The organism is Streptomyces vulcanius (assembly GCF_042653945.1).
Lineage (GTDB): Bacteria > Actinomycetota > Actinomycetes > Streptomycetales > Streptomycetaceae > Streptomyces > Streptomyces mangrovi.
This window is the reverse complement of record NZ_JBHSFK010000012.1, coordinates 53,894-65,892: the sequence shown is the minus strand read 5'-3', so window position 1 is coordinate 65,892 and position 11,999 is coordinate 53,894. Positions and strand designations below refer to the sequence as shown.

The window sequence follows — 11,999 nt, the reverse complement described above, 5'->3', positions numbered from 1 at the left end:
CCTCCTAAAGCGAATTCATCCGCCCGAGGAAGCTCGACAGTTCTTCGCCGGTGGCGAAGTCATTTTGCGTCTCGGGCTGGTGCGGCTCAGGCTCCGGCTCTCCGGGCCTGGCAATGGGAATCGGGATTTCAAGGTCATCGGATTTATCGGCGTGAGCCCTGATGAACAGGAAGTTGGACAGCTCAAGGGCGTCGCTGACCCGAGCAAGGAGATAGTCCGTATCGGACCAGGAAGAACGCTCATCCATGGCCATCAGCAGGGCGCTTCGGCCGTTCTTCCTCATGAGTGAGTCAATGAGAACGCCTACCCGGCGGAGAGAGAGTCGCCCGCGCCAAACGTCGAGCAGATCGACGCCGAAGAATTCCAGTAGATCGGCTTCAAGTTCGTCGTGGAATTCTCGGATGACACGGGCGACTGCCATCAGTTTCCCGAGCCGGCTTCCCGGCCGCGGGCCTCACTCATCTTGTCAACGAGAATCCCGAAGTCCTCAATCGTCGGATTGGTAGCCAGATATTCCGTGAACTGTCGCTCACCGAGAACAATGCGAGTCGCCTCGATCTCGTCGTCCGTCATGAGGAGGGTGAGAGGAAGCTTCTTGGGGTCGGCAGGGAACGTGAACTCGATGCCCGCATGCTCGAACGAGATCTCTTCATTGAGCGCCTCGGCCTTGGCCGCCTTGGGGGCTGAAGGCTTGCGGGAGGTTGTTTTACGTGCAGGCGTGTTTTCAGCGGTCATGTGGTCTCCTGAGGAACGGGTGAGAGGGAATGATCCGGGGGCTGCGGCCCCGCCCCGGTTCGGTGCACTGCCTACGGTGTATCGGTAATGTCGTCGTTCGTGAGGACGTAGCCGAGAGATCCGTCAAAATCCATGGCCTCAATCGTCAGCTCGTACTTTCCGTTTTCCGTTCGGTTGAGCTGGATGGCCCCGCGGTCGGAAATCATGGCGCGCGGAATTACGCACCGGTACCGGATGGCGTCCTGGTTCCAGTCGACAACGAGACTGATTTCCCTGAGGTCCGGGTTGCTGGAAAGATCCAGCTTGAAAACTCCGGACCCGGTGGAAGTCTCAACCCACTCGGAACCCCAGAAAAGCTCAGTCGTGAGTTCGTTGGTCTCCTGCAAAGTCGCCTTCACGGAGAACGACGCAGACTGGACGTTGTACAAAACCGGCACTGCGCTCTGCCACGCGTTTACCGGCTGAGTCTGAAGGGCGGGTGTCAGTGTTACGCCTGCCTCGTCGACGTAGCCGACGGCCGTGTATCCGGTCGGCGCTGTCTGGGTGGATCCCAGATCGATCGGCGGAACAGTGCCCCCGGTACCTCCCTGGACAGGTGCGGGGGCGATATAGATAGCCCCGTTGGGGGCAAAGCGAATCTTTTTGGGGTTATTGGCCATAGGGCCTCCTAGGGCATAAAAGAGCCCCCCAGAAGTGGAGGGGGGGCGGATCAGGGAGAAATTAGGCGGAGGTGTAGAAGACGGCGACTTCTCCGCCGTACATGTGTTCTCGGGAGGAGTCATCCGGGTAGTAGGAGGGGATGGCGACGTCCTCCACGTCGAGCACGAGCGCACCGGCAACAGCCCTACCGGGCAGGTCCTCTAGAAGCTTTTCCCTGACAAGGAACGCCAGATCAACACAGGCCTTGCGGTCCAGGTCGTAAACGTCGTACTCGACGTGCGCGCAGTCCTCGGAGTCCCTTACTACTCGATAACCGCCCGAGTGCTCTAGGTAGACGCAGGTCTCACCGGCCCGATGTTCCGTCATGTCGCCGATGGGGGAGCCGGCGGGGATATCGGGCTGCTCTCTGAGGAATTGCACCAGGACTTCCACAGGGTCGAGTTTCACTCAGTCCTCCCCTTCAGCAGAGCCCGCTTGAGCCAACGGCGCCCGGGGTGCCTCCGGCCGGAACGGTCTGTGAATCCCCGCTCAACAAGCATGGCGTGCCGGGCCCGGTCATTCGCCTCGGTGTAAACGCCTCCGTACCAGCCGTCCTTGTCCATGGCGGTTACGGAGCCGATCTGATTGCGGATGGAGTTCCATGAAGTCCGGCGTCCCGTCCCGCGTCGCGGGGTATCGCCCTTGGCATAAGCCTCGACCCGCGCCACGGCCAGCCGGATCAGGTCTCTCGTGCCAAGGGACGAGTAGACCTCTCTTTCCCAGCCCTTACGAAGAGTGACCTTCACCCTTGGCGTTGTCATCGCAAGGACCGCCAGGCAATCAGGCGGATGTGCCGGCGGGAAGTCTTGGTATGACGCTCGGGCCTGCCGTCCACTTCAAAGAACTGCCCCTCAATGAGAAGTCGATCCTGTTCGGTGACGTCTGCCGTGATGGGCAGGAAGACGATGCGCCGCTCTTGAGAGATATCCCGGGACGGGGTGTACGACTCGTAAGACCTGTCCGGCTGGACGTCTCCGAGCCCCTCCCACACCTTGACGGCCTGGTCCCAGTCCAGCCGGGACGTGTAGGCGCTCCGGCTCCTGGCCGCCGTGCGCCAGACCTCGACAGGGTCAGTAGCCGAAACCATGCGGCCCCTCCCTCCGGAGGGAGAGAGTTCCGACCGCACGCCGTCGGTACGGCTTGAGGGCCGACCTGGTGAGGGCGGAGAGCGTCTGTGTACTCGACGCGCCGGAGAAGGTCACCTCGACCTCTCCGACCTTCTCTGACTGGATGCCGGGGGAGAGGGCAAGCCAGCGTATGACCTCACTACAAGCGAGGGCTCTGAGGGAAGCCGGAGGCGACGGGAAGCCCCAGGACGCCCAGAGGGTGACCGGGCCGACCGGCCAGCCGGCGGGGGAGTCAAGAGTGAGCTGCCTGCCGTTGAAGGCCCATCCGGTCACGGCCTGGCCGTCGACCTCGACGGCCGAGACGGAGAGGAAGGTCTGATAGCGCGGGGGAACCCGGAGGGAACGGCTGCCGTTCGCCAGCACCTCTAGGGCCCGGTCAAGGCGCCGGTCCAGGTCCCGCCCACAGTGGTCCTCCATCAGACCTGTGACGTCATCAAGAAAGGCGGAGACGCGAGAGAGTTGATCCGGAGAGATGGGCTGCCCGAGACGGACGGCCACATCCTCAATGGTAGCCAGAGGCATTAGACCCCCCAAAGGGCAGAGAAATCAGCTACCGGAAGAAGCGGTTTCCGTGATGGAAATCTTCAGACCGCGAATGAACTTCTCGCCGATGACTGTCCCTCGAACCGCGTAATCGGGATCCTCCTTGACGGTCGCGAGACCGTACATGGTGTCCAGGCCGATGGTGTCCATCTTCTTCCCGTAGTCGTAGTCGACCAGCATTCGCGTGGCGATTCCGTTGATATTCTGAACGGAGCCGGTAACCGCGCCCATCGGCAGGGCCGGGCAGGCCGACGCGAGAAGCATTGCCGACTTGTGGAAGACGTACATCTCCAGACCAAAGGAGTTGTGCGGCACGATATCGAAGGTGTAGATACGTCCGATGGTCGCCCGACGAAGGGCGTTCGTGTCGCCCGAATAGTCCACGGCAACGAACTCGGGATCCTTGAGAAGGATCGCCTCGACCTCTGGCCCGCAGATGAGGTAACGCTCAGAGACGGGGACTCCGGCAATGCCGAGAGCCATCCGGGCATCGACCAGCGAGGTGCGAATAGAGAGAGCCCGCTGAGTGAGGTTGGCCGAAGTGCCGTCAGCCTTCGGTATGGACACTGCGACGTCACCGCCAACCGCGTTCTTCTGCGCAGCCGTAAGGCTGGATCGGTTGATGTTGGCCTTGATAAAGGCGGCGATCGTGTCATCGAAGTACTCGGCAAAGCCACGGGTAAGCTTCGTGAGAACCTGAGCACCGAAGCGCTTGAGGTCGAAAGCCACCTGCTCCATCCCCAGGGCGGTAGCATTCTGCGCCAAGGTGGTCAGCTGAACGGGGAACCGAGTTTCGTTGACAAATCCGTTTGGCGCGCGGCGGTCGGCGCTCGGAAGCGGACGGTCGGAAGCCGCAGCGAAAACGTTCTTATCACCCGTGATCGGGTTGGTAATCGGCGAGGAAATACCCGACTCCTGGACCGGAATACCCCGGCTCTCCCGGTTGACGTTGATGACGTCACCCACACCGCCGGTGAAGTTGAGTTCCGAGTACCGGGCAGGGATGCCACCAAGGGTGAGCTGCCGGTCGAGAATGCCCAGAGCCGCAATAGTGACCTGAACCGGGTCAAGGTTAAAGTGATGCTGAGTTGGCATTCAGCCTCCAAGAGGGCATAAAAAAAGCCCCCCAGATGGAGGGCTGTGCGAAAGAGGTGGAGGTCTAGAGGAAAGAATCGCCGGAGATGTAGTCAGCGAGTTCGTTCGGATTCAAGCTGCTGAAGGTTCCGTTCCCGCCCCGGTTGTGGCCGGCGCCCGCGATGTGAGGGAAGCCGGAACCGGCGGAAGTCTGGGGGAGAGACTCGACGAAGGCCTTTACGGTGTCCGAGTTGGGGCGCTCGTTGTCGCCCTTGAACCGGGACAGGTCGAGGAAGGACAGGTCTGGGAGTTCGGCACCGGCCTTGACGGCCTGGAGCTGAAGCTCTGCCGTGACCAGCTCAGTGGAGACCTCCCCAAGGACAGAGGTCCGGCCCTCGGTGCGGGCGGCCTCCACGGCGGCCTCCTGGTTCGCCTGGAGCTGCTGAAGCTCCGCGCTGCTGTCGTTCCAACGCCGCTCGTTGGTGCGGGAAAGGTTCTTCCACTTCTCGACTTCTGCCTGAAGCGCCTCGACGTCGGAAGTCGAAGGAGGTGTGATCGGAGCCGTCGAAGGAGGATTTCCCTCGGTAGACGGAGGAGTGACAGGCTGGGCAGGATCAATCGGAGTCGTCATACGTGATTCCATTTCGGAAGGGACCCATGCCATTTCGGCGGGTCACGGCTTAACCTCATGTATCTTCCGGTTGGCATTGCCGGAGTTGCCCTGAGGGGGCTTGATGGAGGCCTGTGGCTCAGGCTGCGGGAGAAGCTTCTGAATCTCCGCCTGTGCCTTCGCATCCTGCTTACGCATTTCGCGGAAGTCAGATATCTGGGCGGAGGTGAAACCCGCCTGGACCCACAGGAACTCAAGGGGAACGTCGAGCTGCTTCAATTTCAGCAGCGCGTCGATGTGCTGGGCTTCAGTGCGGTACTCAGGATCGCACCAACGCGTCTCCATTTCGAAGGCGTCTCGGCGCTTGTCGCCCATCACCGCGAAACAAAGCCTGATGACCCTCTCCCAGGCTTCACCGAAATGAAGCATCCGCTCTCGGACCTTGGCCACTAGACCGGCTTCCGCCGAAATGATGGCCTCGCCCGAGGGAGTGTTGGAGGAGTTGACCAAGAAATAATGACTCGGGACCCTGGATACAGTTGCCAGGTGCTGGACGAGCATATCGACCAGGGCTACATAGTTCGCCAAACTGGCGGGCTCGAAGGACCCGAATCGAGACTGGGGGTCCTCGGCTTGAAGGAGTTTGTCAAGACCGACATTGAACGGGGCAAGCGGGTTGCCGTTCTCGTCTTCCTGAATCTCAAGCCCTGTGACCCATCGCTGGGGGTAAGCAGCCATCTCACTTGCCGTGAGGGCATCCATGGTGATCTTGTTGATGGCATCCTGGATTGGAATGCAGTTCACCAGATCCGAAGTCGGCTCCATGTCGAGCCGGGACCGGTTCTCAAAAGGCACCACTGGAACGGTCTTCAGCGGATTGGGCTTGGTCTCGCCCTTGTCCCATTCGGTCGTACCGTACGCGACCTCGTAGACGTACTCTTCGGTCCACAAGGTCACCTGCTGCCGGCCCCAAGGGTCCACCTCGAAGCGGGCCGCTGCCTCCAGCTCCCAGAGGGAGCCCGGCTTGTAGCAGACGGCCATGCGGTGACCCGGCACGGGTGTGATGGTCGGCTCGCCTCTGGCGTCGGCCCAGACCACCACATAGGAGATCCCGGTGATCAGGGACTCAAGGTGGACGGATGTCGAGTAGGAATCCATGGACGAGCGCTGCCAGAACCGCCGGGCGTCCTTTCCATCGTCCTCTCCGGGAATCCGGAAGCTGTCGACGTGAAGGCGCTCGTTCGTGGCGTCGATGATGGTCCCGCAAAAGTTGTCCCGCCACTGCTGGAATACGCTGGCAAACGCGGCCTTGTAGCGCATCTGAGAGAAAGCAAGCTTCTGCTGGTCTCCCTCGTAGTAGCGAGAGAACTCCTGCGACTGGTGAACGGGGCCCGGAACCTTTCCGTAGAGGTACATGAGCCACTGCTCAGGAGTCTCGGGTTTACCGATGAAAGCGGTATGGCTACCTGGGGGAACGATCATAGGCGGGCCTCCTTAGAAGCCCACTACGCGGCTCCTGCGTATCTTGAGACGTCCATCTGCGATGGCATCGGCTCTTGCCTCCAGTGCGAGAACTGCACAAATAGCTAGGTCAATCTTTCGCTTCGACCGCGGTGAGTCCTTCTGAATGAGAATTCCTTGAGGAACTTCGCGTGCCTGGGCGTTGAGGACGTGCCGGCTCAGCTTCGGATCGTTTTCGTGCTTGAGATCCCCGACAGTGACGGCACTTCGGAAGCGCTCGACAGCCTGGACCATCCGAGTTGGCTTGTTCGTCCAGAACTCATAGACATAGTCATCGCCGAACTCGATCGCCCACCGCCCAATGGCCTCCTGCCAGTAAGGCGGATCGCAATACATCCACTCGACTCGATACGTCCGGAAGGCTTCCGCTACAGCGGCCTCGACCGAGAGAACGTCAATCTCCCAGTCATCGTGGGCGTTCTCCGGACGCTCCCACACGTCGATGACAAATACCTTGGCGTCCCTCAAACGGGCGCCCACGAGCCCTGTTGAGTCTCCCCGGATACTCCCGTCAAATCCAATTGCTATTTGATCGCCCGGCAAGATCGGGTCATCGTCGTCAACAAGACATGCGTCCCACTCGCTCTTACTCATCCAGCCGCCAGAAGATTCGGCAATCTGGTTGAAGAAGAACCGGAAATAGGTGCTGTCGGGCGTCGTACGGTCGTGGAGGATCGTTCTCGTCAGGCCGTCAATGTCAGCCCAGGAGGCATCTCCGTATGCCTCTATGAGCGCCTGGCGAACAAGATGCTCAATCCGGATGCCCTCCGGGTCTATCCCGCCCTCAAGGCAGTCATACAGCCAATACCCCTGAGCCACCATTTCGGACTCATGGATGATCTGGGCTACGGAGTCCTCGGACGGGTTGTAGGCATTTGTCGTAGAGACCCAACGGCTACCGGCCTTGGTGGTCTTTTCGATATTCCGTTTTAGAGTCTGGAAGAATTCTGGGCCCCCGTTGGAGCTGACCCAGTGATGGCATTCGTCCATCAGACAAAACGATGGTCGATTTCCTTCGTTAGTACGCCCCGCGGTGGCCTTTGGGCGGATGCTTCCGGGCTTGCCAGACTTGAACTGAACGATCGTCTTGCCGATATCCAGGCCGTACACGACCTCTGCCGGAGACTCGGCCAGCATCGCCCGGACCATATCCATGGTCTGTTCCGTCTGATCAAGCGACGTAGCACCGATCTGGACGACGGGAAGCGGTACGGGCTTACCAACAGGGAGCCCGAAGGCATCCCAGTGGGAGAAACGACAGGGCCCGAGGAATTCCACGATGGCCAGAGCAGCAAGGAGCGGTGTCTTCCCCCAGCCCTTAGCACGTCTTAGTGTGGCGGCTGAGTACTGCCAGGTCCCATCACGGTTCAGCGCATAGAACCAAAGTACGAAGCGGAGTTGCTCAGGAGTGAACTTCCAGGGCTGACCGGCGCTGTCTCCGTCGGGCTGGACAATGTAGGTCTGAGCCCATTCGATGATCCGGTATCCCAGTGACTCATTGGTCTTCGGGACACCCGGCGGGAGGTTTCCTGTCTGCACAGGGGCCTCACCACCATTCAGTTATTCGCTGAGCATCCGGTAAAGCTCGTCGTCAGTGATCCGATTTTCTGGGGGACTCCCTGCCGGCGCGTCCTTGTCGGACTCGTCCTCGGGGTCCTCGATCTTCATGCGCAGTCTGTTGCGGTCCTCGACCGTGGCGCCCCACTTGGCCACCCTCTGACGAATCTCCCCGGCTACTTTGGTGTCGCCCTTGAAAAACTCGTCGACCAGCTTGGTTGTGATTTCCAGCTCGGCCCAGTCTGTTTCGACCCACGACGCGGACTGAGGTGACTGACTCCACGTCTTCCAGAAGCGTTTAGCGCCCCCTGTGGTGATCCCGAGGACCCGGGGGAGTTCGCGACCGGGCTGCGTGTCCGCCCCCAGCTCCTGGGCGTGCTCGTGGACGTTGCGTCTGGCGGCGTTGGGCTTCGGCGCTGGCCCTCTCGTCACAGCCTCACCGCCGGAAGGTCTGGGTACAGGTCCGCAAGATCGTTGAGTTCCCACAAGGCCTCCTGCCGCCAACCCCGTTGTCTGCTAGCCCGGTTGGGCTCCGCAGCGTCCCGCATGCGCGGGCCGTCCTGGGCCTGGTGGTCCTGGGTCTGGTCGTCCTCATGCATCCCTGCATCAACCCCCGTGTAGTAACAACAACTAAGGCCCCTCAGCGGGGGCCTGGTGGTGGTCTAGCTAGCAGGTCACGAACCTGCGGCCTCTCGCTCCCAAAGCGAGCGCTCTCCCAACTGAGCTATAGCCAGAGGGCCCTACCGCCATGGTCGAGATGACGTTGTAGGGCTGCACCGATTTCCTCAGGCGTTTACCTGAGCCACCTCGGATGAGCACGGTGGGGTGACTGCGGCATGCCTCTCAATGCCGACCTAAAGGCAGGAGCGAGCAGTCACAAATGCTCTCTGTTAAGGACTCGAACCTCAACCTCCGGGTCCAGGGCCCGGTGTGCTGCCAATTGCACTAACAGAGAAGGTGGGCGCGTTGCGGGATTCGAACCCGCGTTACCTCCCGGAAGGGGAGGAGTCCTGTGCCCATTAGACGAAACGCGCGTCCCTTCTGTCCCCTGATCGGGGGGAGTTTCAGAGACAGGGGAGCTACCCCACTTCTAAGAGGGCGGGGCGCTCAGCCCGCTTTGCTTTCTCATCCCGTAGCGTCGGGAACCCTCTTGGCTGACGTGGCTGGACTCGAACCAGCAACTCACGGATTAACAGTCCGCTGCTCTGCCCATTGAGCTACACGCCAAGGCCGATTCCTTATCGCCGAATCGGGAATCGCGGACAGGCGAGTTTAGGTGTAGGAGTCGTGCCGTCATGACTCCTAGCCGACCTTGCTGGAGTCGGACCCGCGACCTTGGTGCTCCAAGACGACGCTCCTCGCTGCTGAGCGGGGGGTCGCTACTTCTGCCGGCGGTCGCGGGCGGACTTCGCTGCGTGACAGTCCTGGCATAGTGTCTGAGCGTTCTCCAGCGTCCAGGCGCCCCCACGTGCCACGGGGACCACGTGATCGACCTCCAGGCGCTCACGGGCTCCGCAGAGGGAGCACGCGAAGCCGTCCCGAACCAGCACACGGGGTCGGATTACGCGGTCCCACGCACGTTGCTCGGGTCCTCTGACCGTGTTCCGGGCGCTGGTGGTCTCCCAGGCCGGTGGAGCGTGCTTGGGGCATCGGCCCCGGTACACCGTCCTTTTGGGGCACCCTCGGACGTAGCAGATGGAGGCGGCACGTGGCATCGTTCCCACCTCCGTTGTGTGGCCGGGACGTGGCAGTCCCTTGCGTTGGCCCGCTGCCTGGGCTGGTGCTGGATGAGTCGTGGCGGCCCCGGCGGTTGCTGATCTGGCGCCGGGGCCGATGTCTCAGGACTCCCCTACTGGGAGGTCCACGAGGTTGCTTGAGAGGAGACTCAGCAGACTCAAACGGCTAACCACAGAAACAGACGGGTAGGTTTGTTTCTGTTTATTATTGTTGCCGAGTAGGTAGTCTCAGGGTCTCCTCCTGTTGTGTTCTCTCACTAGGTATGTAGGCGTCCTGAGGCGTCCTGGCGGACGCCATGGACTGTCAGTGAGACGTAGGTCACACCGTCAGGAATGGGGCTGAGCGCCATCTTGAACGTTAAGTAAGGTACGAGTAACGTTCCCTTGTTCAGTCACCGAGTAGCGGGACCAGGTAGCGAACTGGGGACCAGTAATAAACGAAGGAAAGATATCAGTGGGTGCACTTCCTGAAAGTGATCTCGAATTGCGCAAGCTGCTTTCCGCTGGTTTTAATGGCGAGGCGATTGCCGCACGGTACAACGTGGGTCCCTCGGCGGTTTACAACCGATTCAACCGCATGGGAATCAGCCTGAAAGGGCCGGGAAGTCCTGTGTCCTCGGCATTGCCCTGGGACATAGCCCGTCATCCGGACAAGCGCAGACTGACAAACCAGGCACCTTTCCGAGGCCTCAGATACTTCCTTCAGAAACGCATGGGAGAAAAGCTCTCTGAGCGGGCGGAACTCGACCTGCGGGCGTTTTTGAACAAGGTCCGCAGCGGTTACGTCCTGGCACTCCAGGACGACGTCGGCTTCGCTTACGTGCCGAGGGAGGACCGCGACGGCAACCTTGTGGTCCGCTGGCCGACGCGCATCAGGGAGGACGACCCTCGGGCGACACTCTTCGTGGACTGTCAGTCACCGGCAGAGGGGGCGCCCGCCCAAGAGGGAGGCCGGGGGATTGCGAGTTGAGCCCCGGATTCTGGTAGTTGGCACCGTCCTGAGAGCCGCCTGAGAGGCGTGGCAGGAGCAGGCAAGACAAGGCCCGGCAGGTCGACCTGTCCGGGCCGTTTTTGGTTGCACCGTGAAGGACTTGTGAAGCTGTGACATGAGTCACACCAAAAAGGAGTCATGAGTTCCGACCACTCTTGGTTACAGTCGATCGGCAGAACGCTCGTACGGGCGTTCGAGAGCGTTCGAGCAGGGGGGTGCTGCTGATATGCGAAGGGGGGTCGCGTCCAGCTGGTCTACGCGCGAGCAGGCGAGCAAGGTGATTCACGCGGCGCAGATCGTAGAGAGTGTGGACGTATACCACTCTGAGTGCCTGATCATCACGCGAATTGTGGCACGTCGGGTCGGTGTTTATTTCGTTGTGGTGGAGACCGATTGCATGTTCCCTGAGGACATAGAAGCGCTGGAGAAACTTGGTGCTGAAGTTGGGGAGCCCTGGCGCGCTCGAATCCTGGAGTCCACGACCTGGCTGAGGCCTCATCCGGCCTTAGCAATGTCAAGCTGGTTCGAAGTCCACGTCGTCCACCCCGCATGCCCGGACGGCAGACCTAGGAGGACAGTTTTTGTCTGATCGATACAACCGAATACGCACCATGACGCGTTCCGTCTCGCAAGCGGAGCAGTACCTAGACAAATGCGCATGGGCCTACTACCTACGCCGGGTCGAGGGGGTTACCCCTAGCCCGGCTGCTTGGTCTCTACAGGGCACTGCCTTCCACTCTGCCATCGAGGTGTTCGAGCTGGAAGGCAGACGCCTTAATGGAGATTCCACAGTCGAGCTGTTCAGCGAGGACTATTCGGCCCGAGCGAGGAAGGAGCTGGCGAGGGAGCCGGATCTGAATAACTGGTTGACGGCCGGGCCGGACGGCGGTACTGACATTGAGGCCCGCTACGTCCTGGGCCGTGCCCAGACCGGCGCCTATGTGGAGTGGGCCAAGGACCACGGTCCGCGACTCTGGAAGGACGCCGACGGCCGACCTGGAATCGAGTTGCGTCTACAGGCCAACATCGGTGGGGTGGAAGTGCAAGGCATCATTGACCAACTGGTCAATGAGCCGGACGAATCGGTGAGGATCAGGGACCTCAAGACCGGCAGCACCAGGAGCCGGCTCCAGCTGGAGACGTACGCGGTCCTTGTGCGCAAGGCTCTTGGGCTGAAAGTCCGCAAGGGAGATTGGTACATGGCCAAGAAGGGCGCCCTGTCCCGACCTCTTGACCTTTCGACGGTCTCAGAGGATGAAGTGGGTCAGAAGTACGCAAAAATGGATGAAGGAGTAAAACGAGGGGACTTCCCTCCCAATCCTGGATTTAGTTGCCGTTTCTGTGACGTTGCGCGTGCCTGCACCTTCAAAAGGAGGTAGCCGTGATGTTGCGGTGACGGTGTCGCC

General features: G+C 60.8%; 14 protein-coding genes and 4 tRNA genes. 2 read left to right on the top strand and 16 right to left on the bottom strand.

Annotated elements, in window-relative coordinates:
* Positions 1 to 4: 4 nt before the first annotated feature.
* The 16 genes from ACFPIH_RS19820 to ACFPIH_RS19745 form a co-directional block, all read right to left on the bottom strand.
* Positions 5 to 421: a hypothetical protein gene (locus ACFPIH_RS19820; protein ID WP_381173755.1), complete on the bottom strand. Its 417-nt coding sequence runs from the start codon at positions 419 to 421 to the stop codon at positions 5 to 7.
* Positions 421 to 735, bottom strand: a complete 315-nt coding sequence (locus ACFPIH_RS19815) for a hypothetical protein (protein ID WP_381173757.1) — start codon at positions 733 to 735, stop codon at positions 421 to 423. Before ACFPIH_RS19815 ends, ACFPIH_RS19820 begins: the two co-directional genes overlap by 1 nt.
* Before the next feature lie 71 nt (positions 736 to 806).
* Positions 807 to 1,394 (bottom strand): phage tail tube protein, encoded by a 588-nt coding sequence (locus tag ACFPIH_RS19810; protein ID WP_381173759.1) that lies wholly within the window; start codon positions 1,392 to 1,394, stop codon positions 807 to 809.
* Positions 1,395 to 1,455: 61 nt separating this feature from the next.
* Positions 1,456 to 1,842 (bottom strand): hypothetical protein, encoded by a 387-nt coding sequence (locus ACFPIH_RS19805; protein ID WP_381173760.1) that lies wholly within the window; start codon positions 1,840 to 1,842, stop codon positions 1,456 to 1,458.
* Positions 1,843 to 2,191: 349 nt separating this feature from the next.
* Positions 2,192 to 2,521 carry a hypothetical protein gene (locus tag ACFPIH_RS19800; protein ID WP_381173762.1) on the bottom strand — a complete coding sequence of 110 codons (330 nt, stop codon included), beginning with the start codon at positions 2,519 to 2,521 and terminating at the stop codon, positions 2,192 to 2,194.
* Positions 2,505 to 2,978: a phage gp6-like head-tail connector protein gene (locus ACFPIH_RS19795; RefSeq protein ID WP_381173764.1), complete on the bottom strand. Its 474-nt coding sequence runs from the start codon at positions 2,976 to 2,978 to the stop codon at positions 2,505 to 2,507. Before ACFPIH_RS19795 ends, ACFPIH_RS19800 begins: the two co-directional genes overlap by 17 nt.
* A 129-nt stretch (positions 2,979 to 3,107) precedes the next feature.
* Entirely contained in the window at positions 3,108 to 4,199 is a 1,092-nt protein-coding gene (locus ACFPIH_RS19790) for a phage major capsid protein (protein ID WP_381173766.1), read from the bottom strand.
* 64 nt (positions 4,200 to 4,263) lie between these two features.
* Positions 4,264 to 4,821 carry a hypothetical protein gene (locus ACFPIH_RS19785; protein WP_381173767.1) on the bottom strand — a complete coding sequence of 186 codons (558 nt, stop codon included), beginning with the start codon at positions 4,819 to 4,821 and terminating at the stop codon, positions 4,264 to 4,266.
* A gap of 30 nt (positions 4,822 to 4,851) precedes the next feature.
* Positions 4,852 to 6,270: a phage portal protein gene (locus tag ACFPIH_RS19780; RefSeq protein WP_381173769.1), complete on the bottom strand. Its 1,419-nt coding sequence runs from the start codon at positions 6,268 to 6,270 to the stop codon at positions 4,852 to 4,854.
* 12 nt (positions 6,271 to 6,282) lie between these two features.
* Positions 6,283 to 7,848, bottom strand: coding sequence for a hypothetical protein (locus tag ACFPIH_RS19775; protein WP_381173771.1), 1,566 nt, complete (start codon positions 7,846 to 7,848; stop codon positions 6,283 to 6,285).
* Between the two features lie 21 nt (positions 7,849 to 7,869).
* Positions 7,870 to 8,298: a phage terminase small subunit gene (locus tag ACFPIH_RS19770; RefSeq protein ID WP_381173773.1), complete on the bottom strand. Its 429-nt coding sequence runs from the start codon at positions 8,296 to 8,298 to the stop codon at positions 7,870 to 7,872.
* Positions 8,299 to 8,524: 226 nt separating this feature from the next.
* Positions 8,525 to 8,600 (bottom strand) — tRNA-Pro (locus ACFPIH_RS19765).
* Between the two features lie 149 nt (positions 8,601 to 8,749).
* Positions 8,750 to 8,821: transfer RNA gene (locus ACFPIH_RS19760), tRNA-Gln, on the bottom strand.
* 5 nt (positions 8,822 to 8,826) lie between these two features.
* Positions 8,827 to 8,900 (bottom strand) — tRNA-Glu (locus tag ACFPIH_RS19755).
* A gap of 117 nt (positions 8,901 to 9,017) precedes the next feature.
* Positions 9,018 to 9,093 (bottom strand) — tRNA-Asn (locus ACFPIH_RS19750).
* Between the two features lie 152 nt (positions 9,094 to 9,245).
* Positions 9,246 to 9,581, bottom strand: a complete 336-nt coding sequence (locus ACFPIH_RS19745; RefSeq protein ID WP_381173775.1) for an HNH endonuclease — start codon at positions 9,579 to 9,581, stop codon at positions 9,246 to 9,248.
* A 475-nt stretch (positions 9,582 to 10,056) separates the two neighbouring features.
* On the opposite strand from ACFPIH_RS19745, the gene ACFPIH_RS19740 reads away from it, so the two are divergent.
* On the top strand, positions 10,057 to 10,572 hold the full coding sequence (locus ACFPIH_RS19740) for a hypothetical protein (protein ID WP_381173777.1): 516 nt from the start codon (positions 10,057 to 10,059) through the stop codon (positions 10,570 to 10,572).
* A 632-nt stretch (positions 10,573 to 11,204) separates the two neighbouring features.
* Positions 11,205 to 11,972 carry a PD-(D/E)XK nuclease family protein gene (locus ACFPIH_RS19735; RefSeq protein ID WP_381173779.1) on the top strand — a complete coding sequence of 256 codons (768 nt, stop codon included), beginning with the start codon at positions 11,205 to 11,207 and terminating at the stop codon, positions 11,970 to 11,972.
* Positions 11,973 to 11,999 lie beyond the last annotated feature (27 nt).

Excerpts from the sequence above, each read along its gene's own strand:
- ACFPIH_RS19795 (WP_381173764.1), bottom strand. The coding sequence starts at position 2,978 with ATGGAGGACCACTGTGGGCGGGACCTGGACCGGCGCCTTGACCGGGCC.
- ACFPIH_RS19810 (WP_381173759.1), bottom strand. The coding sequence starts at position 1,394 with ATGGCCAATAACCCCAAAAAGATTCGCTTTGCCCCCAACGGGGCTATC.
- ACFPIH_RS19785 (WP_381173767.1), bottom strand. The coding sequence starts at position 4,821 with ATGGAATCACGTATGACGACTCCGATTGATCCTGCCCAGCCTGTCACT.
- ACFPIH_RS19790 (WP_381173766.1), bottom strand. The coding sequence starts at position 4,199 with ATGCCAACTCAGCATCACTTTAACCTTGACCCGGTTCAGGTCACTATT.
- ACFPIH_RS19815 (WP_381173757.1), bottom strand. The coding sequence starts at position 735 with ATGACCGCTGAAAACACGCCTGCACGTAAAACAACCTCCCGCAAGCCT.
- ACFPIH_RS19820 (WP_381173755.1), bottom strand. The coding sequence starts at position 421 with ATGGCAGTCGCCCGTGTCATCCGAGAATTCCACGACGAACTTGAAGCC.
- ACFPIH_RS19735 (WP_381173779.1), top strand. The coding sequence starts at position 11,205 with ATGACGCGTTCCGTCTCGCAAGCGGAGCAGTACCTAGACAAATGCGCA.
- ACFPIH_RS19745 (WP_381173775.1), bottom strand. The coding sequence starts at position 9,581 with ATGCCACGTGCCGCCTCCATCTGCTACGTCCGAGGGTGCCCCAAAAGG.
- ACFPIH_RS19780 (WP_381173769.1), bottom strand. The coding sequence starts at position 6,270 with ATGATCGTTCCCCCAGGTAGCCATACCGCTTTCATCGGTAAACCCGAG.
- ACFPIH_RS19800 (WP_381173762.1), bottom strand. The coding sequence starts at position 2,521 with ATGGTTTCGGCTACTGACCCTGTCGAGGTCTGGCGCACGGCGGCCAGG.